This window comes from Neobacillus rhizophilus, assembly GCF_018343535.1.
Taxonomy (GTDB): Bacteria; Bacillota; Bacilli; order Bacillales; family Cytobacillaceae; genus Neobacillus; species Neobacillus rhizophilus.
Genome location: NZ_JAGYPF010000001.1, coordinates 907,693 through 931,735 on the forward strand (window position 1 = coordinate 907,693; position 24,043 = coordinate 931,735).

The window sequence follows — 24,043 nt, forward strand, 5'->3', positions numbered from 1 at the left end:
AATGACTAAAGTCATATATCACTATTGACGAAGGTGACTATATTTGAATTTCCGGTGACCTTATAATCAAGTTGTAAATAAGAAAAACAAAATTAAATTGAAAATAAGCTCACAGAAAAGGAGAATGAAAGATGAACGGATTAGCAATGTATGGAATATTTTTTGTGATTTTTGGATTGGTATTTTGGAGACGTACGAGGGCGATGGTTCGTCCGGTTCAAGGGTCGGGGATCAAAATATTGCTCCCGATGCTCTTTTTACTTCCAGGGTTTTCCGCACTTTTACAATTTCAATTGCACTTAAAAGTTTGGGAAGTTGGCGTTGCAGCTTTAATCGGAGTATTGCTTGCAGTTCCGCTTATTTTTACAACCAACTATGAAATTCGTCAGGACGGAAAGATTTATGCACAAAAAAATAAAACCTTTTTTATTGCATTGATTGCCGTTCTAGTAATTCGAATCGCTTTAAGACAATTTATTTCCGGCATCGATCCAATCAGTTTAAGTATGCTTTTCTTTACAGTTGCTGTTGGCTATGTTGTTCCTTGGAGAATTATTTCCTTTATTAAATTTAGAAAGGTAAAACAGTCACAAATGCTTGGCGAAGAGATCGTAACGATTAAAGCATAACTTTATCTTAGCAATCTGGGCAGGACATTTTATCAATGAATGTCGTGCCCAGTTTATTTTACTTTATTCATCTAATCAGTTTTTCAAAAAATAGGAAAATGAATTAATCCGTAAAAAACAACTGATACTTTGCTATCAGAAAGTTTTTCTTGCTATTTTTTTGCCATTAACTAATTTTGGGATAAGGCAGATGGGACATGGGAATAATGAAAAGTGTTCGTGAAACATAACAGGAAAGGAGTGATTTACATGCCACAAGGAGCTACTGAAACCAGCACCTTAAAGGTTGGTGACCAAGCACCTGATTTCACCTTGGAAGCACATGGCGGCCGCAGGGTTACTTTGAGTGAATTCCGCGGAACAAAAAATGTATTTCTTTGTTTTTATCCTCTAGATTGGACCCCGGTTTGAGGCGCGCAAATGCCTTCTTACGAGGATGATTTACCTCGTTTTGAGGAGTTTGATACCCAGGTCTTGGGTATTTCAGTTGATAGTGTTCACAGTCATGACGCATGGCAAAAATCAATTGGCGGAATTTCATACCCGCTTTGTTCCGATTTCTATCCGCATGGGGAAGTTTCGGAAAAATATGGAGTCCTTCGCAAAAACAAAGGCGAACCTGCATATGGGGCTTCAGAGCGTGCCCTGTTTATCATTGATAAAGAAGGTATCGTCCAGTGGATTGATGTCCATCCAATTGATCGGCAGCCTGATAATGAAGAGTTGTTTGATGTTCTGCGAAAACTTTAAATGTTTATAAGAGAGTAGAAAATAAGGAGGATGGGTATGGAACTCTCAAGAAAAGCCATCCCATATACACCTAGCAGTAAACCGCTACATGAAATGACCATTATGATTGTTTCAACTTCTGGCGTCCATTTGAAGGAGCAGGAACCTTTTAACACGAATCCCTCAGAAGGAGATGCCACCTTCCGCATTATTCCAGGAGATGTTGATTCCAAGGATTTAATGGTCACCCATGCAGCCCCAAAGGAGCATTATAATACAGATGCTCCTAATGAGGATATTAACTGCGTTTTCCCTATCGACCGCCTCAGGGAAATGGTTGATGATGGAGACATTGGTGGAGTAGCAGAAAAACATCTAACGATGATGGGCTATTCTATGAGATTGAATAAAATTAATAATGAAACCATTCCCGCGCTGGTAAAAGAAGTTGTCCGTTCCAAGGCGGATGCAGTACTCTTAACTGCCGGCTGACCGCTCTGTCATCGCACTGTAGTTACAGTGCAGCGCGGCATTGAATCACAGGGAATTCCTACTACATTAATTACGTTGGATGTTGAACAATCCAGTTTGATGAGACCACCTCGTGCGATCCATCCAGTTGGATTCGAATTCGGCCATTCATTGGGAAAGCCTCATGATAAAGTAACACAAATGAAAGTATTACTGGCAGCACTGGCAGAGTTAAATGAAAGACAAGAGCCGGGGCACATTCATGATGCTCATTTTCCAACATATAATTGAAGCAAAGAAGGGTCCGCAGCTGCCGGCCCTTTTTCAAGTTGTATTTCGGACTCCAACTTGTTGGGTTCAAGCATTGCGATTAACCGGGATTCGGGCACTACCTCCCTTTTTTCAATCGGTTTTGTCCGAAGGTTGGTCAGGTTCCGGCTTTTTTCGTTTAGTGTTGAACCTGCTTTTGCTGCTCCATTACCTTCTTATGTGAAGGAAGGAGGAAAGTAGCCAGTAAATTTGCAATTGCGATAAAGAACACGAGAATAAACACAAGGTGCATACCATGAGCGAGAGCCTCTTGAATCAACGTCATGACGTTTGCAGGAAGTTTATTGACAGCTTCTGAGCTTAAGAGACTGTTAATATTGCCGCCTCCGCTCCATGCTCCGTTTGAATGTTCTTTTCCAAACTGAATGAGTGAGTTGTTAAAAATAGTTCCAAACACAGCAATTCCTACCGTTTGTCCGATTGACCTGGTAAATGAGTTAGAAGCGGTTGCCGCCCCACGCATTTGCCAGCCTACTGCTGCTTGAACAAGTACAGTTGTCGGGGTTGTCGCGTAACCCATACCAAGACCGATAACAATCATAATCCCTACAAAATACCAATATGGGGAATCAAGTTCCACAGCCAGTAACCATGTTCCGCCAAGGGCAATCAAAACAGCACCAATGACTGCAGTTAACTTGGAGCCGATTTTGTACATATAACGTCCGGCAAAAGTGGCACCTAAAGGCCATGCAATCGACATTGGCATCAGTGTAAGCCCTGAGCTTGTCGCACTATGTCCAAGAATAGTTTGAATCCACATTGGCAAATAAACATTCACTCCTATAAGTACAGCACTTACCAGAAAACCGATAAAATTTGAAACAAGAATGACCGGAATCTTGAATAACGATGGCGGAAGCATCGGTTCCTTCACCTTGGTTTCAATAAAGCCAAACAGCACAATAAAGATCACCGCAACAGCAAACAGCATATAAATTGCAGCTGAATTCCATGCATACTTTTGCCCTGGACCCGCATTTAGCAATGCATATAAAAGAGTCGAAATCCCGATTGTAAACGTAACGGCCCCAAGATAATCAACTTTACGTTCCTTTTTCAATTCAACTGTTTCGTGGAAGAAGAAGGTGATTAAGACTATGGACACTAACCCAACCGGTAAATTAATGTAGAAAATCCACCGCCAGCTGATTTGGTCGACGAAGAATCCGCCTACCAATGGACCGAGAAGTCCCGCAATTCCCCAAATTGAGCTAAAAACTCCCTGCATTTTTGCACGCTGCTCTCCAGGGTAAAGGTCACCGATAATCGTAAAGGTTAACGGCATCACCGCACCTGCTCCAATTCCTTGAAAAGCACGGAACCAAATTAATTGATGCATCGTCTGAGCAGCTCCTGACAACATCGAGCCAGCTACAAACAAAATAACCCCTGTCATAAAAACTTTCTTTCGGCCGAATAAGTCAGCTAATTTTCCGTAAATCGGTGTTGTTACAGACGTGGTGAGAGTATAGATGGCAAACACCCAGCTGATTAATCTTAACCCGCTAAGGTCACTGACAATCCGCGGCATTGCGGTACTGACAACCGTAACATCAATGGCGACGAGCAAAATCGCAACCAGCATCGCAACAGTAACCATTTTACGATTCGTAGTTGTTTTTGGCATGTTTCATGTCTCCTTATAATCTGCATAAATCGAGAAAATTCCTTGTTTGTCAAGTTGTTGACTAAAATAGTGTAAGTTATCATTGCATTTTAGTCAACAACTTGACTAAAATTATAAATAGTCAATATAACGGAGGTCTATATGGATAATTTAAAAACAAACATTACATTAGATTTTATGAGAATATCCAATTTATTAAGCAGATATGGAGCAAAAATGGTCTCCGATGTTGGATTGACCAGCATACAGCAATGGGTGATTCTAAGGACCATCATTCAAAAGGGAAGTATTTCCATCGGTGAACTTAAAGATGAAATGCTTGTCACGAAACAAAATATGACAGGAATGATCAACCGGTTGCAGCAATCCAATTTAGTAACACTATATCAAGACCCTGAGGATAAAAGACGAACTCGTGTGAAAATAACGGAGGAAGGACTCCGAGTCTATGAGCAATTGAGTTCTTTACGAAACGATTTTAATGCCCAGACTTATCATATTTATAATGACCAAGAAATAATGGTTTTAAGCGATTTGCTTAGCAGGCTTGTGGAGCATTTGAAAGAGGATTAAGGTGGGCAGAAAAAAAGACTGCAGGTGCGGAAACACCGTACAGTCTAAAAAATTTAAAACCTATATTATTTGAATAGAGCCGAACTCACCGTGAGGATGGTTTACTAATTTATATCTTCTGTATTCAGATTCTAGCTTTCTTAGTGTCATTCCATAAAGCTGTTGATCTTCTTTATTATATACGTTAAGGAAAATTAGTTTATTAATAAGTTTTTGTCGCTTTTTTTCGTCGTTATTTCTCATTAGAAACACTCCTTTGGTTTTACAAAAGCTTACAGTACCGGTTAGTTGATAATTTTATTATAAACTGATAATTCCTATCTGTAAAGTATGAATTAAAAAATGTTTACGGAGGGGCACCACCATTCTGGCGTTGCACCAATAAAAAAAGACCGGGTGTACCGGTCTTTACTAAAGTAGATTAGTGAGAATCCTTCATCTCTATGGAGTTCTGAGTTTGCACCTTAAAGTACTCTCCTTTTTTCATGCTGATATGGCCCGATTCATAGGGCTTATTGTCAATGGTGAGGTATACTTTTGCCGTTTGATAATATTGCCCTACTGTATTGACAACGCTTTGAAGTAGCATTTCTTCATATGCTGCTCCAGCAGACATTTCATCCCTAAAGGCCTGATTCACATCGATATACACGATTCCATCTTGGTTTAAATATAAGCTGTTAATCTCAGTATTTTTCGAAAAAACAACTCCCAATTGATTGTTTATTGGCTCCTTGTATGCCTCCGCCAAAACTTTCCTCGTAATGTCATTGGTATAAAACTTTATTTGCTTGCTTTTAATATAAAGCTTTCCGTCATCAATATTCGGGTAAAAAAAGTTGATGATCTGAACCAAAGGCACATTTTCCTCCATTTTAGTTAGCGTGGAGGATATTTCAGTACCGCCAGATACAAAAATAGATTTAACTAAACCAACGTTTTTAGCATAATAATCAATGGTTTTATCTTTTGTATTTTTTGTAGTAACTTCGATTGCTTTATAATTACCTGTTGGCGTTGTAATATCAACTGCCGTATTCGTGATTGTTCTCACTCTCCCATCCTTTAATGTCCAAGTGGTCCCCTTTGTTAATGGGGTCATCAAAATGACTTCTTTTTCATCATTGTTAGCTTTTAACAGATTTTCTCTGTAGTAGGTTTCTCCTCTTGAGAAGACTTTAGTAAGCTTGCCATCCTTAATTTCCAATACATTGACCATAACGGTACCGCCATTATCGATTCTTTGTTGAACTTTTTCTTCAGAAATATAATCATTGTAAACTTCATAAGAGGCAAATTCGTTTCCCGTTCCTTCATATATATATCGAATATTTTTCTTCATTGGATAATAATCATTAATGGTTTCTGAATTTGTCGTTGGTTCTTTTTCACCCTTATTATTGTCGGAAGTGCTATTATTGTTCTTATCATTATTGTTGGCAGTGCTATTGTTCCTGCCGTTGTTGTTTTCGGCGTTGTTGTTTCCGATTTGAATACCGCAACCTGCAAGGTTTCCAATCAAAATTAAGACGGCAAAGAAGACAATCATCTTTTTCATATCAAAATCCCCTTTTCCATTTTAGAAGAGACATGTTATAAAACCCTCCTTTCTTTAAATTATTCCATTTTGCTGTCAAATATAGCCTATCTAATAAAAAGCCGCCAAAAATCATGCAAAAACATGAGTGGTATCAACTCCCCCGTAATGTTAGGAAAATAAAAAAGATTGCCAAGAAAAATTCCTTTCTTGACAATCTAGGTGTTTAATAGAATATTTATATTATTTTTTAGGAAAGACTTAACATTGCTTCCATATCTTCTTTTGCTGAGCCGATTAATTTCAAATTAAACGTATCTTGAAGAACATTTAATACACCTTCAGAAATAAATTCAGGCGCTTTTGGCCCAATCCGAATATCCTGAATTCCTAAACTGAAGAGCCCTAATAGAATGGCTACTGCCTTTTGTTCAAACCATGATAATACAATACTAACTGGAAGTTCATTGACTTCGCATTCGAATGCATCTGCTAATGCTTTTGCTATCTTTATAGTAGAAACGGAATTATTACATTGTCCTAAATCAATATAGCGAGGAATATCTGTTCCTGGAACTACACCATAATCCACGTCATTAAATCTGAACTTGCCGCATGATGTTGTTAAAATAACGGTATCTTTAGGTAAAGATGTGGCCAGTTCACGATAATAATTGCCGCCCTGGCCGGGTGCATCACAGCCAGCAATCACAAAAAATCGTTTGATGTTGCCTGACTTTACAGCTGCGATTACTTCTGGTGCCAATCCTAAAACAGTTTCATGGTGGAATCCTGTCAGTAAAGTTTCTTCAGAGTCAATCTCTGCTTCCGGTAATTCAAGAGCTCTTTCGATTAGTGGCGAGAAATCTTCGTTAAGGATTTTTTGAATATTCTCAAGACCAGCGACTTCATAGGAAAACATCCGATCAGCATAAGTTCCTTTAATTGGCATGACACAGTTGGTTGTTGCTAAGATGGCACCAGGGAATTTCTCAAAAAGCCTTCGCTGATCGTACCATGCCTTTCCAATATTCCCTTTTAAGTGAGAGTATTTCTTTAATGCCGGGTAACCATGGGCAGGAAGCATTTCGGAATGTGTGTAGATATTGATCCCTTTTCCTTCTGTTTGCTTTAGTAATTCTTCCAAAGCAAATAGATTGTGCCCCGTCACTACGATACTTTTTCCTTCAATTTTATTTTGACTGACACGAATCGGTTCCGGAATTCCCAACCGTTTAGTATGGGCCTCATCAAGCAGCTCCATCACGCGGATGGCGGATTGCCCCACTTTCATGGCCATATAGATATGTTCCTGAACATTAAAGTTTGAATTGGTTAATGTCATATAAAGGGCTTCATGCGTTGTCGCATCAACAAACGGGTCTGTGAAACCAAGTTGGTTTGCATGTGTCCGATAAGCAGCAATCCCCTTTAATCCAAAGATAATTGTGTCTTGTAAACTCGCGATGGTTTCATCCTTTCCGCAAACACCAATCACATTACATCCTCCTGATGGTGTTTGCTCACATTGATAACAGAACATAGACATTTTTTTCACTTTCCTTCTTTCCATTGGTCTAGTTCTAGAATATCCAACAAACCCTATTTTTTTATGTGATATAAATCACAGTTCACTTTTTTGTCAATTGTAAATAGGAAAAAATTCAAGAAACTCTCCTGCTCAAGGAGAGTTTCCGTGTATCTAATACTCAGCTTTCTTCATTTTTGTTTCGTAAAACTGTTATAAAACCATCCAAAATTTCATGGCTAAAAACAAATCCTTTTCGTTTATAAAACTCCAACGCATCATTATTGCCATTCGAAACAAAAATAAAATAATCCTCGACATCCTCAAATTGATGCAGCCAACTCATTGACATTTCGAAAAGTGTTGATCCAATCCCGTATTTTCTATATTCTTCTTTAATATAAAACTGGGATAGACAACCTACATTCTTTCTAGCAACAGAAAACATATCAAAAAAAGTGGCAAAATCATTGGAATAGACTTCTTTGGGAGAGATGTTCGAGTAAGCATAGCCAATTATCTTATCAGCATCTTTAGCAACCACAATATGATTGTAAATTGCACTTTTCAAAGAAGGAATCATTCGTGTTTCAAAATTCATGGTGTCAAACAATTCAGCTTTAATCTTTGTCTTTGACTTTTGAAAGGCCATAAGTTCATTACATAATTCCCTGCAATCTTCAGCCCTTTCAATAGATAGGATTTCATAATTTAAATTCAATTTTTTCTCCCGCCTTTACTTATCACTATACAAAGTCAGTGCTATACATCAAAAATTATACCATCTACTTCCGTTTCCATTGGCTTTAAAAATATAATGCCTTTGGCAGTTATTAAATTTCAATTCCGTTGGTGATACAAAAACATTTACGGCTGTAAATGAAAAAGAACCCCACTTTATTATGGGATTCTCTTAATAAAAAAGCTAAATTTGTATAGCAAGGCAGATTCCTGCCAGTACCGGCCCGGCACCAATACATCAGCCTTCGCTGGTACTGCTTACCTTCTCTCTGGATAGAGCCTTTTTAAACTGTTCGATTAGTACAGGAACGATTTCAAAGGCATCGCCTACAATTCCATAATGACAGTTTTGGAAAATTGGGGCTTCTTTGTCCTTATTGATGGCAATGATTAACCCGGCATTTTTCATTCCGACGATATGTTGAATCGCACCGGAAATTCCAATCGCAAAATAAATTTTCGGCGTTACCGTCACACCAGTTTGCCCTACTTGATGGGCATGGTCAATCCATCCCGCTTCTACTACATCCCGGCTGGCGCCAACCGCACCTCCTAGCGTTTCCGCCAAATGGTGGATTAACTGGAATCCCTCGTAACTCCCTAATCCTTTTCCACCGGCAACAATGATATCCGCTTCGTCTATTCTTACTTTCTTTACCGTTTCCCTTACAATCTCCAAGACTTTTGTCCGGATATCTTCTTCTTTTAATAGTATTGTTTCTTCAACCACCTTGCCTGTTCTCCCTGGCTGTGGAGGCAGCGCCTTCATGACTTTGGAACGGACTGTCGCCATTTGCGGCCGGTATTTTTTACAAAGAATGGTTGCCATAATATTTCCGCCAAAAGCTGGCCTGCTGGCGAGCAATAACCCTGTTTCCTCTTCCACATCCAGCTCCGTCGTATCGGCTGTCAAACCTGTCGGCAGGTCGGTGGCTACCGCGCTTGCCAGATCTTTTCCGGTCGACGTGGCCCCGAACAGGATAATTTCAGGTTTATGTTTATCGCTGCAATCCAGCAGTGCCTTCATATAAGACTCTGTCCGGTAATGTTTAAAGATGGGTTGGTCATAGACATACACGGTATCTGCCCCGTATTCAAATACAGTGTTTGTTAAATGCTTAACATTTTCTCCGATTAAAATACCTGCTAATACTACTCCCCGTTTATCTGCCAGCTTTCTGCCGGCACCCAATAGTTCAAGGGATACAGAAGCAACCGCTCCATCTTTTTGTTCTATGAATACCCAAACACCTTTGTAATCTTGGAAATCCAATTACACTTCCCCCTTTGTTTCAAAGAGTTCTTTCTTTTCAAAAAGGACAGAGAGCAATTGCTCTACCTGTGCCGCTGGACTGCCTTCAAAGAACGTTCCCCCTGCCGGTTTCTGCGGAGCCCATACCTTGGAGACAATCGTTGGCGAGCCCTTTAAACCAAGCTGCTTAATATCTACATCCTCCAGGTCATCAACCGACCAGATATGAGGTTTATATCTGGCAGCCTTTAGCATGTTTGGAAGCGGAGAGTATGGCACTTCATTGATTGTTTTCTCAACAGAAAACAAGCACGGCAAGGTCGACTTTACGACTTCATAGCCTTCCTCTAACTTGCGATGGACAATGGCAAATCCTTCTTCTTGATTGATTTCCTCCACCTTGTTCACCGAAGTCAGCGGTGGAATATCGAGCCGTCTTGCGATTCCAGGTCCGACTTGCCCGGTATCTCCATCGATGGACATTTTTCCGCAGATAATTAAATCTACTGGCTTTATTTTTGCAATCTTTTCAATCGCTTTTGTCACAGCATAGCTCGTTGCCAATGTATCTGCCCCGGCAAACCGGCGGTCCGTAATTAAATAACCCTCGTCGGCGCCTATTTCAATGCACGTTTTAATCGCGTTAACAGCAGGAGGCGGCCCCATCGTCACAACAGAAACATGTCCTCCATATCTATTCTTTATCCGAACTGCCTCTTCAACAGCATGGGCGTCATACGGATTCAAGATCGCAGGCGCTGTCCGTCGGTCCATTGTGTTTGTTTTTGGATTCATCTTGATAATTTTGGTGTCAGGTACTTGCTTGATACAAGCTACAATGTGCAGCATTTAATCCCTCCTTTTATTGTAAAAGCAAATGGCAGGGCCATTACTTAACCTTCTATATGAATCTCTCGGTTCTAAAAAACTTTTCGCCCGTTACCATTACTTTATTAACCGAGATGTCCTAACATTCGAATTTTTGGATAAATATCTTATTAATCCTCGCTGATTTTTGGATTCCAGGATGTCCTGCAAATTTCAAGGCAATTAATATTCTTAAATCAAAAAACGGCAGGAGAAATCCATCTCCTGCCAAGCTATAAATATTTATTTGCTGTTTTCGTAATTATTGTAGAAAAGAGCCCATTAAACAAGACTCCTTCTTCTATTCTTTACAAAATAAAAGCATTTATCATTCATTTATTCTTATTCTTTTGGTTTGACTTTTTGGAATTATTATTTTTATTATTGCTATTTTTAGATGTTGCATTGTTCTGCTTTTTGTTGTTGTTCGATTTTTTTGCCAACATTATCACCCTTTCGAAACATTTGACTTGGAGCGTAATATAGAATATTCATGTCCAGAAAAAAATTTCAACAGGGGGCAAAAAAAGGCGGTCTGCCGCCTTTTTTGGTCTGCCCTAATTTGGTACTAATAGACCAGTTCTAATCATATTTTTATACAAGAAAACCAGGAGAGGAGTGTATAGTTAGATGAAAAAAGTGAAGGTTAATTTACTGCCCATTGTTAGTAAGATAAATTTACCCACCGTCTTGAAAACAGCTATACTTCCGGGTGACTCAATGGAAAGATTATTTATTGCCACCCAGGTAGGAGAGATCATATACATAGGAAACGGTAGTTTACGGACTTTTTTAGATATACGCCCGCAAATCATAAAGCTAGGAACTTCTGAACCAGGTGTTTCTCGAGGTGGTTATGATGAACGGGGCTTGGTGGGGTTAGCGTTTCATCCCCAATTTTATTATAACGGTCTGTTTTATCTTCATTATTCAATAGCCGGAACACAGGGTCCGGGTGCTCTTCCTGAACATTTTAACCCTAACCCTTGTGATCCCGGAACCATAAACCTAAAGTGGATAAATAGAGAAACTCAATATGATCATATTGATACAGTCGAAGAATGGATTGTACAATCAAATAGGCAGCCTCAAAAACGACGGACATTACTAAACTTAAGAAGACCATTTTTCAATCATAATGGCGTCAATAGCTTAAACTTTTCACCTGAAACGGGAAAACTAGTTTTAACAAACGGAGATGGCGGAGCAGGCTATGATCCATTTAATTTAAGCCAGGATAATATGGAAATAGCCGGCAAAATAATTGAAATTGACGTCGCTAAGGATACATTTATCTTAAATCCACCAGTAGTCACACGTTTTGATGAACTTCCCGTACCTATTCAGGAGACGCTTACAGTAATGGCCAAAGGGGTTCGTAATATACCAGGCATTTCATATCAAAGGTTTTATAATCAGTATATCAAGTATGTAGGAAATGTCGGCCAGGATTTAGCAGAGTCGATTTTTTCATTTGTACAATATAAACCCATACCAGTTACACAGCTTACTCAAGCTTCTTTAAGAAACACCGAACCTGACAAAGACGGATGTATTAACTTTGGCTGGCGAGGCTGGGAAGGTGCTTTTCCTACTTCGATTATTAAGGACTGCTCTGGAAATCCGGACCTGGAAGAGAAAACAATTGCTTATTACGATGAAGCAGTAAAAACTTCAGTAAGGCGTCTTCCGCCTCTAACTAGTTATTTTCATAAAGATCCTCGCCCCGATAAGTTTGGAGGAACTGCCCTCACAGGAGTGCAAGCCTATACGGGGAATGCAATCCCCAAATTAACGGGAAACGTTGTGTTTACCGACCTTGCCCGAAATGAAGAATCCGGGCCGCCAGTTAGAGGGGTTTTAGCTTATACCAGAGTAAGAACAGACGGTAAACTGAATGATTTTAGTGTTATTGAAGCCGATTATAATTTTGAGTCTCAATCAGCTTATTATGTTAGTTTAGGAACGAATCTGGATCAAACCAGACTATATTTAGGGGTTAATAGCTCTATGAAAGTCACTGATTTTAACCAAGGTAGTGTTTTTGAAATTGTTCCGTGATTCAAGGTTATGCGGAATCTTAGTTCTTACAGACTTGTTAAACATAAATGTTTGGAATTTGAACAGAATAAAGATTTGGAGGTGATAAAAAAATGGATGAAAATACAAAGATATACCCGAATGTAAAATTAGGCGGACAAAAGTCGAATGAAAAAGGTGAAGGTGATTCTAACCATAAGCGATATGACTATCCGGATAAAGACGAAATAAAAGGAAAGAAATAAGTAATTGTATAACAAGGTTGTACATTTAATTTTTTGAAAGATAAACTTCATCTTATACAATAATAACCCAGCTGTTGCAGGGTTATTTTTTGGTTAACCGTTGTCCATATATTAAAAAAAATAGATTTGGCAAAACTTTTCCATATTTAGTTCATAATGTTTTCTACCTAAATCAAAAAAGATATGATATATCAATATTATAGATGTTCAAAAAAATACATAAACACGGGGGAATCATAAGACATGACGATTCTACAAATTTTAAGTTTAATAGGAATCGATATTTTGTTATCGGGTGATAATGCGGTAGTTATCGCATTAGCTGCCAGCAAAGTGCCACCTCATATGAGAAATCGAGCCATTTTCGGCGGAACATTAATGGCTATTGTGTTAAGGATTGTTGCAGCAACTGTTTTAATTCAGTTTCTAGATTTACCATTCGTGCAATTAGTTGGCGGTTTAATCTTGTTGCGGATCAGTTATAATTTAATCGCACAAAAAGAAGAAGATGACCCGAATATCAAACCATCAGATAAAGTTTGGGGTGCAATCAAAACGATTGCGATTGCCGATTTCGCAATGTCTATTGATAATGTTATTGCGTTATCAAGCGTTGCAGAAGGAATTCTGCCGATTGCTGTTGGAATTGCCATCTCGATCCCAATCATTATTTTTGGCAGCAAATTATTAACGAGCTTAATGGAGAGATATCCAATCATCGTTTATGCCGGTGCAGGATTATTAACCTATGCTGCCGGTAAAATGATGGTTGAAGATAAAGGATTAGAAAAGTTCCACATCTTAATTCCGGATTCACTTCATTTAGTTGTTCCAATTGCGATGGCGATCATTTTGGTGGTAGCAGTGTTTGTAAAGAACAACATGGCAAAAGAAGCAAAAGCCACAATATAATCTTGAAAAAGCACCGTTCAAATCGGTGCTTTTTCAATGCTATTGCTTGCCTAATATCATTCCATTTCATTATAATGGTAATATAGGAAAATATATAATTTCTTAAAAACCCTTTTATTCAATGTAATTATCATTGAAATGATTCTTCTAAGAGCTCTTTTACATTCTCATTTACAATTATTATTTTCATTCTCCTCTACTTTTTTTAGAACAGCTAATATAATAGTCCGGGTGCCCTGGATCATGAATTTAGTATTTCTCAAATATTTAATTTTTCCTCTTTGTCATGTATTTCACAACCCTAACTCAGATTTTACTTACATTACCTATGAAACTTCAATATTTAGTATTCTTTTTCAAAATTTAGGATTGGTTTATTGTTGCTATTATATGTTTTTCCTCCTTTACTGAATTTATTTCGAAATTTTCTTTCAATTATATTTATTATTTGCTTTCAATTTGTTTCATAATTTATTATAATGACTACATAATAATTATTATAATTCTAGTTTAAAACTAGATATATAATTATAATACTTCTAAACTTATACAAAAGGAGAGATTAATAACATGGATGCTAAAAACAATGGAACTACCCAGGGATGCCCTTTTCACGGCGGTGCTACAAGTGTCAAATCAAGTGGTACGTCTACTCGAGACTGGTGGCCAAACGCGTTAAACTTGAATATTCTCCATCAGCATGACAGAAAATCTAACCCTATGGGTGAAGAATTTGATTATGTAGAAGAATTTAATAAATTAGACTACACTGCTCTTAAGCAGGATCTTCAGACCCTAATGACAGACAGTCAAGATTGGTGGCCTGCTGACTATGGAAATTATGGTCCATTCTTTATCCGTATGGCTTGGCACTCCGCAGGTTCTTATCGTACTGGTGACGGCCGTGGTGGCGGCGGCACTGGCAACCAGCGTTTTGCTCCACTGAACAGCTGGCCTGACAACGGTAACCTTGATAAGGCACGTCGCCTGCTATGGCCAATTAAGCAGAAGTATGGGAACAAGATTTCTTGGGGCGACTTGATGATTCTAGCAGGTAATGTCGCGATTGAATCAATGGGCGGCAAGACATTTGGTTTTGGAGGCGGCCGCGCAGATATTTGGCATCCAGAAGAAGATATTTATTGGGGTAATGAAAAGGAATGGCTAGGTGATAATCGTTACACAGGCGAACGTGATCTTGAGAATCCACTTGCTGCTGTTCAAATGGGACTTATCTATGTTAACCCAGAAGGTCCAAATGGCAAACCAGATCCGCTTGCTTCGGCTCACGACATTCGCGAAACCTTTGCACGTATGGGAATGAACGACGAAGAAACAGTAGCACTAATTGCTGGCGGACATACTTTTGGTAAGGCACATGGTGCAGGAGATGCATCCCATGTTGGTCCTGAGCCGGAAGCTGCTCCTATTGAAGCGCAAGGTTTAGGCTGGTTAAGTACATACGGCAGCGGTAAAGGCCGTGACACCATCACCAGCGGTCTTGAAGGTTCTTGGACTGCTAACCCAACACAGTGGGATAATGGTTACTTTGATTTATTGTTTGGATATACTTGGTGGCTTACAAAGAGTCCTGCCGGTGCCTACCAGTGGCTTGCTGTAGATCCTGCCGAGGAACACCTTGCTCCGGATGCAGAGGATTCATCCAAGCGCGTTCCGACAGTGATGTTCACTTCAGATATGGCATTGCGTTATGATCCAATCTATGAAAAAATTTCTCGTCGTTTCCATGAGAATCCAGCAGAGTTTGCAGAGGCATTTGCTCGTGCTTGGTTCAAACTAACACACCGTGACATGGGTCCTGCTTCAAGATATCTAGGCCCGGAAGTTCCAGAAGAAGAGCTTATCTGGCAAGATCCTGTACCAGCTGGTAATTATGAATTAACAGATGCTGATGTGGCCGAGATTAAAGCAAAAATCTTAGACTCAGGACTTACAATCAGCAAGCTCGTAACAACTGCTTGGGCTTCTGCTAGTACCTACCGTGGTTCAGACCATCGCGGCGGTGCAAACGGTGCCCGTATCCGTCTTGCTCCACAGAGGGATTGGGAAGTGAATCAGCCGGAACAACTTGCACAAGTGCTACAAGTACTTGAAGGCATTCAAAAAGAGTTAGATAAGCCAGTCAGCTTGGCCGATTTGATTGTATTAGGCGGTAGTGCCGCAATCGAAAAAGCTGCACAAGATGCAGGCTTTGATGTAACGGTTCCTTTTGCTCCGGGACGCGGCGATGCAACACAAGAGCAAACGGATGTAGAAAGTTTTGCGGTACTAGAGCCTATCGCTGATGGTTTCCGCAACTATCAGAAGGGACATTTTACTGTAAGTCCTGAAGAGCTTCTAGTAGACAAGGCACAACTACTAAACCTTACTGCACCAGAAATGACTGCCCTGATTGGCGGTTTGCGTGTTCTGGGTACAAACCATGGCGGCACACAGCACGGTGTGTTCACTAATCGTGTAGGCCAACTTACGAATGACTTCTTTGTTAACTTGCTTGATATGGGAGTGCAGTGGAAGCCTGTAGGAGCCAACGCCTATGAAGGACGTGATCGTAAAACAGGTGAAGTAATCCGTACTGCAACTAGAGTGGACCTAGTGTTTGGCTCAAACTCCGTTCTACGTGCTATTGCTGAAGTTTATGCTCAAGATGATAACAAGGCAAAGTTTGTGAATGACTTTGTCGCTGCCTGGGTTAAGGTCATGAATGCAGATCGCTACGATCTTAAGTCGGCTGAGCTTAAGAAAGGTCAATTAGCAGCGAAGTAAGTTTATAAAGTAAAGAAACCGCCGTCACACTGACGGCGGTTTCTTTAGGATGTTATTACAGAATGTTGATTTCACTGTGTTTGAAAAATAAACGGAAAAATTCCGTTTAAATTGGGAGATACCCATATTTCCTTTAAAATAAAGGAAGATTTTCCGTTTATATGATCCAAATCTTTAAATTTTGTCTTATTTAGAGAAGTTAATCGGAATTTCTCCGCCTATATCTGCTTCTTAAGCTTCCTCTATATACATTAGCCGGAAATTCTCCGCCTATGATTCTCATACCTTCACGAAAATCAAAAATTAATTACAGAGCCTTTTGTTAAAAAAATACTTATTTGAGGTACTGCGCTGGAATCGAACCCACCCCACATAAAATTCCTATACATCACTTTATCTATTTAATTGTTTCACTTTAATAGGCTTCGTTTCCTTACTCACTTTAATGATTTCCCCGATAATACTTATGGCAATTTCTTGTGTTGTTTCCGAGCTAATATCCAATCCGATTGGAGAAGAAACTCGCTCCAAAAGTTCTTCGCTCATCCCTTCACTTTTTAATTTTTGAAGTATGGTGATGGTTTTACGCTTGCTGGCAACCATGCCAACATACGCAATCGGATATTGCAGTGCCGTTTTTAATACAATATCATCGCCATCTTTAGTCACAATCACGACATAAGACTTTTCATTTGGGTTAGCTTCTCGTAAAGCTTCTCCTATATCTTCATTCACAAAAATGTTGGTGGCATTGGGAAAGCGTTCCTTTGTTGCATAACCAACCCGATCATCCACTACGCTGTAAGGAATTTCAAGGAAGTCTGCGAGCTTTGACAGCGCATGCGCCAGATGTCCGGCTCCCGCCAAAATGAGTTCAGGCCTGCTTTGATAAACTTCAATAAACACCCGCAACGTTCCGCCGCAACTCATTTGAATTCCATCTTTTGCATGTCTGTTCAATTTGTATTCAACAATTTTCGATTGACCTTTTTCGAGAGCCTTTACACTCTCCTCGATAATGTAGTGTTCGGCCAATCCCCCTCCGACAGTACCTTCAATCGAACCATCACGGTATACAATCATTTTTCCGACGTGCCTGGGTGTTGAGCCTTTTGATTCAATGATCATAGCTAGTGCAAAGGTTTCGTTTTGACGGTTCAACTTGGCCACTTTTTCCATCAATAGCATGAGTAGCTCCCCCCTTTATTGAAAGGCTATTTTCTAAAAGATTATTGTTTTTTCCTAATTAATGTATAACCGAAAAAGAATTCCTATTTGCTTTTCTAAACGACGAATGGAATGGAAAAATTCTGTGTCTTGGGCGCATAGGGCCTTTCTATGTGGTCGAACTCTTCTTTAAATCACTGGTTCGGGCGCATAGGCCCTTTCTATACGACTGAACTTTTCTTTAAATCACTAGCTCTGGAGCATAGGCCCTTTCTATGCGACCGAATGCTTCTTTAGATCACTGAATCGGGCACATAGAGCCTTTCTATGCGACCGAATGCTTCTTTAGATCACTGGTTCGGGCGTATAGAGCCTTTCTATGTGACCGAATGCTTCTCAAGATCACTGGTTCGGGCACATAGAGCCTTTCTATGCGACCGAATGCCTCTTTAGATCACTGGTTCGGGCGCATAGAGCCTTTCTATGCGATCGAATGCTTCTTTAAATCACTTGTTCGGGCACATAGATCTTTTCTATTCGACCGAATGCCTCTTTAGATCACTGGTTCGGGCGCATAGAGCCTTTCTATGTGACCAAATGCTTCTTCAGATCACTGGTTCGGGCGCATAGAGCCTTTCTATGTGACCGAATGCTTCTTTAGATTACTGGTTCGGGCGCATAGAGCCTTTCTATGCGACCGAATGCCTCTTTAGATCACTGCTTTTATGCGACCGAACCCTTCCAGTCGCATTCGACCTTTAACCGCTTCCGTATACTCTATTGAAAAAATTAATTCGGTTGATATTGCTTCGAACTTAGAAAATAACGTAATAGATTTAAAGCTACTTTTTTTCTATATATAGCAGTGGAGCGCTGATCGTCTATTGGCCTAATGATCTTATCGAAGGCTGCGACAACCTCAGCGACGTCTGAATCTGCTAATGGTATGGGTTTTCCAAGCAACTTCTTCTCAATATCAACGGAACGGACCATCGTAGGGCCGACCGCCCCGAATGCAAAGCGGACATCCTCGACTCGAGAATCATTGACCCGGATAAGTCCTGCAAACCCCACTTTAGCAATGGCATCTGCGTTGCGGTTGCCAACCTTCTCAAACACAACATGTGAACCTTCTTCTAATACGGATGGCAAGATAATTTCCACCAAAATTTCATTGTGTTGACGCCCAACCCTGCGTACCCCTTGTATAAAATCGCTAATTGCTACGACCCGATCACCATTAACTGACCGCAGCAAAAGCTTGGCGTTGTATACATATAATAATGGCAGTGTGTCACCAGCCGGAGAAGCGTTGCAAATATTTCCTCCCAATGTCCCTCTGTTTCGGATCGCCGGTGCTGCAATCGTTTTGATTGCATTCTTTAAAGGAAGCGGAATTAACGGGTCTTCCAGCAATTCACTATAGGTACAGCAGGCACCGATATGGAGATCCTTTTGATTTTGATATACCCGCTTTAGTTCAGATAGATGATCAATAAAAATAACCGGGTTCGGGATTTTCGGAGGGACTCCCCTTCGACTTTTGTGTAGGACCATGACATCGGTGCCTCCAGCAATAATGGAACAGTTTTCTTTATTCAATTGGCTCAACGTTTGGTCTAAACGATCGAAGCGATATGCGGTTATTTTTTCTGCCATAAGCCGTCCCCTTTTTTCGCTGCTAGGTTGATCGCATCCACAATCATATTGTAGCCGGTACACCGGCACAGATTTCCAGAAATCCCTTCCCGAATTTCAGCCTCTGAAGGATGAGGGTTTTTGGATAATAAAGCGGCACTGGCCATGACCATCCCTGGAATGCAGTACCCGCATTGCACTCCTCCAGCACTGGAATAGCTCTCATCCAAAATTTTAAATTGTTCCGATTCCATGATCCCCTCTATCGTTATAACATCAGTCCCATCAATCGATCCAATCGGAATAAGGCAGCTGTTTTGCAGATGATTATTGACAAACACGCTGCAGGCTCCACATTCTCCTTCGCCGCAGCCTTCCTTTGTTCCGATTAACGTAAACTCATCTCTTATTAAATCTAGTAATCTTGCTGTGGGAGGGGCGTCCGTTTCTACCAATCTTCCATTAAGCGTAAATTTTATCAACCTTGTTCACCTGCCCTCATTCATAGACTTTCGATAATGACTTCCGGTGTGATGGGAATTTGCTGAAAAGACGTTTGCAGTGCATCTTCAATCGCCGCTTGAACCGCAGGAGCGCCGCCGATTAACGTCAATTCCCCTGCACCCTTTGCCCCGTATGGACCATCCGCATAAGGATTATCAAAGACCTTGCTTTCGATGGAAACCACGTCCATTGAAGTCGGAGGGCCATAATCCGAAATGCTTTTTTGTTGGATTCTACCTTCCTTTGACGTCATCTTTTCTAAATAACCGTACGCTAACCCTTGAGCCAAGCCGCCGTCAATTTGGCCCTTCATAATCCGATCATCGATGACCTTTCCCACTTCATAATTGGCATAAACTTTTTCCAGCTTTACATTTCCTGTTAACGTATCCACTTCCACTTCAACAATATTAACGCCCCAGGAATAAGCCGGATAGGCATCTCCCGTGAAGGTTTTCTCATCCCACGGAATCATTTCACGGTGAACATAGTTCTCTACTACTTCCTGTTCCACTCCTGGTTGCCACTGCGCCTTCAGTTTCTTTGCAGCGCGTTCAAGCAACTTTCCGACAATCATGGTCGTCCGGGATGCTACAGTCGGACCAGAGTCGGGCACCTCTTTCGTATCGGGATCAGGGTACAAAACTCTATCGAATGGGAGGTCGAGTGCTTGGGCGACAATTTTACTAAGCGTCGTATAAATTCCTTGTCCCATATCAGAATTGGAGATTTTTAGTAATACCTTGTCGTCCCTTGATTTAACCAACTTCACCGTTGCTTTAATATGATCTCTTTCGCCGCTGCCAGTAAATCCACAACCGTGGAGGAACAGCGAAGTTCCGATACCTTTTTTATAGCGCAGATTTTGTTGATTGAAACGCTGGAACTCCCCTTTTTTACTTTTAAAATCCGACGCATTAAGCAAATCCTCAATCATGTCTTCCATTAAGATTGGGTCGCGGAATTGTCCTTTGGTAATGGTAGGGTCTCCTTGTTTAACGAGGTATTTTCGTTTATAGTCAAGTGGGTCTAGTTTTGATAGTTTACTAATATGGCCGATATGACTTTCAATTCCAGCAAAACTTTGTGGAGCACCAAAGCCTCTAAAGGCACCGTTCGGAACCGTATTGGTTTTTAAGACATAACCTTTTGCATGAAAATGTGGAATTTTATAAACACCGGCGCTGTTTAATAATGCGCGCTGCAGCACGACTGAACTCAATCCTGCATTTGCTCCGCCATCAAGAAAAACGTCCACACACATGCTCAAAATATTTCCTTCTTCATCAATAGCTGTTCGATATTTGATTTTGGCAGGATGCCTTTTCGTCGTTACCACCATATCTTCAGAGCGGTCGAACACGAGCATAACCGATTTCTTGACGGCATTTGCCGCAACCGCGACGTGACACGCCATCATTGAAGGAAATTCTTCTTTGCCGCCAAAACCTCCGCCGGTAGGGCTTTGAACCACTCTGACTTCATCATCACCGCAGGCTAAAGCGCTTATCAACGCATTTTTTATATAATAAAGGCATTGCATCGAGCCCTGGACAACAATTTCATCATCCTTATAGATACCAAGCATTCCTTGCGGCTCTAGGTAGACATGCTCCTGATAACCCGTAGAATATTCTTCTTCAATGATTTTATGGGCTCCCTGCTCAATCGTACTAATGACATCTAAGTTTTCCCCAAATTCATAGCTTGCCATTGTAACACCAGGTGCTGATTTTTGTTGGATGGCATCATCCAATGTGTAAATAGCCTGAAGTTCGTCAAATTCAATCTTCACTTCATTTAGCAAACGGTACAGGATATCCAGCTCTTTTCCCACAAGCATAAGAATCGGTTCCCCAATATAATTAACCCACTCATTGGCAAAAATGGGCTGGTCTTCTTGGATGATTTTCACAACATTCGGCCCGGGGATCTGCTCTGCCCCAACCGCTTCATACCCTTCAGGAAAGTTTGGTAGTTGAATGGATTTGATTTTTCCATAAGCAATGGGCGAACGAACCAAAACTCCATAAACCATATTTTCCACTTTCACGTCACTAATATAAGCCAACTGGCCCGACACTTTACCACTATGGTCCTTTTTGGGCACTGAGGTGCTTATGTCTTTTAGATTCATTCCAGCAACACCCTTCGACTCATTATTTAATAATAGAAACCTCTTCCTACAATTTTTATTAATAGAAGGGATATTTTATGATTCATTTTTATCCCCATTACGTTTTAAAAGACATTTTAGTATTATAATACTCCATGGCTTTTTGGTAATCCTCCGGCGTATCTACATCCATTAACACACCCGGATCATCTACATTCAGATAATTCTTTTTGTAATTGGCGAGGACCATACGTAAATTGCTTGTTGGATCGGTTTCAATAATTTTCTGTTTCACATCACTTGATAACTTGATAGGGTGACCACCTTTATAATTAAGGCTGGGAATAACAACATCCCCATTTTGTTTTGCGATTAACTGAACAGTCTCTTTTTTTACAAGCGGACAATCTCCTGGAGTTAATAAGAAGGTTTGGGCATTTACCTCATGGCAGCCCTTTTGGATGGAACTAAACATTCCCTGATTAAAGTTTTCATTATAAATAAACTTCATCTCGAATGAATAGGTATTTTTACAGCTGATTTTTGCGATTTCCTCTTGGATGATTTCCGCTTGAAACCCTGCTACAATGATTACTCTGCTGATTAATCCTTCAAATTTAGTCATCATATGTTCCAATACAGTCATATGCCCTAGTGGCAAAGTCATTTTATAGGCATTCGCCCGGCTGGAATATCCAGCTGCTAGGATGATAGCTTCTATATTGGTCACCTCCTCCGAGAAATTTTAGAGTATTTTCAGTTTTTATTTGCGATTTTGAGTGATTTATTTGCGAAACTCCCCTTTTTATTTGCGAACCTAAATCAGGTGAAAGAGTCCCCCAAATTTATTTGCGATTTTTAATAATTTATTTGCGAATCCTTTAAAAGGATCACTTAAAGTGAACAGTGATCCTTCGGATTTATCTAATTATCAAATACTTGATTCTGCCGAATGATCCGATTTAAGATCTTGTAAAATATCATTATTCTTTTGTTCTTCCCGTTTATTTAAAAATAGGTTAAGCACAATAGCTGTAAAGCTTCCTATTACAATCCCGTTTTGGAAAAGCAAACGCAATCCCTCGGGCATTTTTGCAAATGCATCAGGGACAACTGAGGCTCCCAGACCAATTCCTACTGAAACCGCTATAATCAGCAGATTTTCATTTTTATGGAAATCGACGCGGGAAAGCATTTTGGCACCGGAAGAAATAACCATTCCGAACATCGCAATCATTGCTCCTCCAAGAACAGGATTTGGGATGATCATTGTAAGCGCTGACACTTTTGGTACCAACCCTAATATCATCAGAATCACACCTGCGGCAATGACTACATTTCGTGTTTTTATTCTCGTAAGGGCGACCAACCCCACATTTTGGGAAAATGTCGTGTATGGAAAAGCGTTAAAGATTCCTCCAATAAAACTAGCCAAACCTTCTGCCCTCAATCCTTTTTTGATATCAGACGATTCCAGTTTCTTCTCGCAGACATCCCCCAATGCCAAAAATACACCTGTTGATTCAATCATGCTTACGATGGCGACGAGAATCATCGTTAAGATAGCAGTTATATGGAAAGTGGGAATCCCGAAGTAAAACGGCTGCACCATATGAAACCAGGAAGCCTGGCTAACTGATGATAAATTCACCATTCCCATCCCCATCGCAACCAGAGTACCTAAGATCATGGAAATTAGAACAGAAACAGCTCTCATGTAGCCTGATAGGTAGCGGTTAATAAAAATAATGAGTGCTAGAGTCAATGCCGCCAGTAATAAATTTCTTAGGTTCCCAAAATCCGGTGCCCCTACTCCTCCAGCAACGTTGTTCATCGCCACAGGAATGAGTGATATCCCAATGATCGTTACAACAGATCCTGTTACGACAGGCGGAAAATACCTCATAACCCTACTCATAATTTGAGCAAGTATCATGACAACAATCCCGGAGACGATGATGGCACCATAAATAGCGGTTATGCCCTGAAGTTTTCCAATCGCAATCATTGGTCCAACAGCCGTAAAAGTACACCCTAATATAACTGGAAGCTTAATTCCAAAATACTTTCCTCCTACTACTTGAAGTAATGAGGCAATTCCGCAGGTGAACAAATCGATGGAAATAAGGAAAGACAATTGCTCCGGTGTCATGCCTACCGCAGGTCCAACAATAAGGGGAACGATAACGGCCCCAGCATACATTGCCAATACATGCTGAAGACCTAAAGTCCCTATTTTCCATGGAGTTAACTTTTCCATTATTATGCCTCCCTTGGTAAAGACTTTTTGAGCAGAAACAATTTTCAGGACATATGGTCATACTCTTAAAATCTTTCCTATTGCTGT

22 protein-coding genes are annotated in these 24,043 nt (G+C 40.3%); 9 read left to right on the plus strand and 13 right to left on the minus strand.

The window, feature by feature from the left end; genetic code table 11:
• Positions 1-131: 131 nt before the first annotated feature.
• From KHA99_RS04215 to KHA99_RS04235, 4 genes are all read left to right on the plus strand, one after another.
• Positions 132-629, plus strand: coding sequence for a CcdC family protein (locus KHA99_RS04215; protein ID WP_213116160.1), 498 nt, complete (start codon positions 132-134; stop codon positions 627-629).
• Between the two features lie 249 nt (positions 630-878).
• Complete coding sequence (locus tag KHA99_RS04225) at positions 879-1,379, plus strand: redoxin domain-containing protein (protein WP_249366421.1); 501 nt, start codon at positions 879-881, stop codon at positions 1,377-1,379.
• 36 nt (positions 1,380-1,415) lie between these two features.
• The gene (locus KHA99_RS04230; RefSeq protein ID WP_213116163.1) at positions 1,416-1,850 is read left to right on the plus strand and encodes a glycine/sarcosine/betaine reductase selenoprotein B family protein; all 435 of its coding nucleotides are present in this window, start codon (positions 1,416-1,418) and stop codon (positions 1,848-1,850) included.
• Between the two features lie 27 nt (positions 1,851-1,877).
• Positions 1,878-2,120, plus strand: coding sequence for a hypothetical protein (locus tag KHA99_RS04235; RefSeq protein WP_213116164.1), 243 nt, complete (start codon positions 1,878-1,880; stop codon positions 2,118-2,120).
• 157 nt (positions 2,121-2,277) lie between these two features.
• Here the strand turns inward: KHA99_RS04235 and KHA99_RS04240 are convergent, their stop codons facing one another.
• Complete coding sequence (locus KHA99_RS04240; RefSeq protein WP_249366422.1) at positions 2,278-3,789, minus strand: MDR family MFS transporter; 1,512 nt, start codon at positions 3,787-3,789, stop codon at positions 2,278-2,280.
• A 141-nt stretch (positions 3,790-3,930) separates the two neighbouring features.
• On the opposite strand from KHA99_RS04240, the gene KHA99_RS04245 reads away from it, so the two are divergent.
• Positions 3,931-4,362, plus strand: a complete 432-nt coding sequence (locus KHA99_RS04245; protein WP_213116165.1) for a MarR family winged helix-turn-helix transcriptional regulator — start codon at positions 3,931-3,933, stop codon at positions 4,360-4,362.
• A 60-nt stretch (positions 4,363-4,422) separates the two neighbouring features.
• Here KHA99_RS04245 and KHA99_RS04250 read toward each other — a convergent pair whose 3' ends face one another.
• From KHA99_RS04250 to KHA99_RS04275, 6 genes are all read right to left on the minus strand, one after another.
• Positions 4,423-4,605 carry a Fur-regulated basic protein FbpA gene (locus KHA99_RS04250; RefSeq protein WP_213116166.1) on the minus strand — a complete coding sequence of 61 codons (183 nt, stop codon included), beginning with the start codon at positions 4,603-4,605 and terminating at the stop codon, positions 4,423-4,425.
• Between the two features lie 178 nt (positions 4,606-4,783).
• A complete protein-coding gene (locus KHA99_RS04255; protein ID WP_213116167.1) occupies positions 4,784-5,920 on the minus strand; it encodes a GerMN domain-containing protein in 1,137 nt (378 codons plus the stop codon).
• A gap of 229 nt (positions 5,921-6,149) precedes the next feature.
• Entirely contained in the window at positions 6,150-7,448 is a 1,299-nt protein-coding gene (gene hcp, locus KHA99_RS04260) for a hydroxylamine reductase (RefSeq protein WP_213116903.1), read from the minus strand.
• 160 nt (positions 7,449-7,608) lie between these two features.
• The gene (locus KHA99_RS04265; protein WP_213116168.1) at positions 7,609-8,148 is read right to left on the minus strand and encodes a GNAT family N-acetyltransferase; all 540 of its coding nucleotides are present in this window, start codon (positions 8,146-8,148) and stop codon (positions 7,609-7,611) included.
• 258 nt (positions 8,149-8,406) lie between these two features.
• Complete coding sequence (locus KHA99_RS04270; RefSeq protein ID WP_213116169.1) at positions 8,407-9,441, minus strand: electron transfer flavoprotein subunit alpha/FixB family protein; 1,035 nt, start codon at positions 9,439-9,441, stop codon at positions 8,407-8,409.
• Entirely contained in the window at positions 9,442-10,269 is an 828-nt protein-coding gene (locus tag KHA99_RS04275; RefSeq protein WP_213116170.1) for an electron transfer flavoprotein subunit beta/FixA family protein, read from the minus strand. It lies immediately after the preceding gene.
• A gap of 648 nt (positions 10,270-10,917) precedes the next feature.
• On the opposite strand from KHA99_RS04275, the gene KHA99_RS04280 reads away from it, so the two are divergent.
• The 4 genes from KHA99_RS04280 to katG all read left to right on the plus strand — a co-directional run bounded on the left by KHA99_RS04280 (position 10,918) and on the right by katG (position 16,271).
• Entirely contained in the window at positions 10,918-12,348 is a 1,431-nt protein-coding gene (locus KHA99_RS04280; RefSeq protein WP_213116171.1) for a PQQ-dependent sugar dehydrogenase, read from the plus strand.
• Positions 12,349-12,440: 92 nt separating this feature from the next.
• Positions 12,441-12,572, plus strand: a complete 132-nt coding sequence (locus KHA99_RS31145; protein WP_261363766.1) for a hypothetical protein — start codon at positions 12,441-12,443, stop codon at positions 12,570-12,572.
• A 243-nt stretch (positions 12,573-12,815) separates the two neighbouring features.
• On the plus strand, positions 12,816-13,484 hold the full coding sequence (locus KHA99_RS04285) for a TerC family protein (RefSeq protein ID WP_213116172.1): 669 nt from the start codon (positions 12,816-12,818) through the stop codon (positions 13,482-13,484).
• A 570-nt stretch (positions 13,485-14,054) separates the two neighbouring features.
• The gene (katG, locus tag KHA99_RS04290; RefSeq protein WP_213116173.1) at positions 14,055-16,271 is read left to right on the plus strand and encodes a catalase/peroxidase HPI; all 2,217 of its coding nucleotides are present in this window, start codon (positions 14,055-14,057) and stop codon (positions 16,269-16,271) included.
• Positions 16,272-16,664: 393 nt separating this feature from the next.
• Here the strand turns inward: katG and KHA99_RS04295 are convergent, their stop codons facing one another.
• The 6 genes from KHA99_RS04295 to KHA99_RS04320 form a co-directional block, all read right to left on the minus strand.
• Positions 16,665-17,459, minus strand: a complete 795-nt coding sequence (locus KHA99_RS04295) for an XdhC family protein (protein ID WP_213116174.1) — start codon at positions 17,457-17,459, stop codon at positions 16,665-16,667.
• 768 nt (positions 17,460-18,227) lie between these two features.
• A complete protein-coding gene (locus tag KHA99_RS04300) occupies positions 18,228-19,097 on the minus strand; it encodes an FAD binding domain-containing protein (protein ID WP_213116175.1) in 870 nt (289 codons plus the stop codon).
• Positions 19,082-19,558, minus strand: a complete 477-nt coding sequence (locus KHA99_RS04305; RefSeq protein WP_213116176.1) for a (2Fe-2S)-binding protein — start codon at positions 19,556-19,558, stop codon at positions 19,082-19,084. The genes KHA99_RS04300 and KHA99_RS04305 overlap by 16 nt, the downstream gene beginning before the upstream one ends.
• Positions 19,559-19,578: 20 nt before the next feature.
• Positions 19,579-21,717, minus strand: a complete 2,139-nt coding sequence (locus KHA99_RS04310) for a xanthine dehydrogenase family protein molybdopterin-binding subunit (RefSeq protein WP_213116177.1) — start codon at positions 21,715-21,717, stop codon at positions 19,579-19,581.
• Between the two features lie 97 nt (positions 21,718-21,814).
• Positions 21,815-22,426, minus strand: coding sequence for a nucleotidyltransferase family protein (locus KHA99_RS04315; RefSeq protein WP_213116178.1), 612 nt, complete (start codon positions 22,424-22,426; stop codon positions 21,815-21,817).
• Positions 22,427-22,627: 201 nt separating this feature from the next.
• A complete protein-coding gene (locus tag KHA99_RS04320) occupies positions 22,628-23,956 on the minus strand; it encodes a nucleobase:cation symporter-2 family protein (RefSeq protein ID WP_213116179.1) in 1,329 nt (442 codons plus the stop codon).
• Between the last annotated feature and the right edge of the window lie 87 nt (positions 23,957-24,043).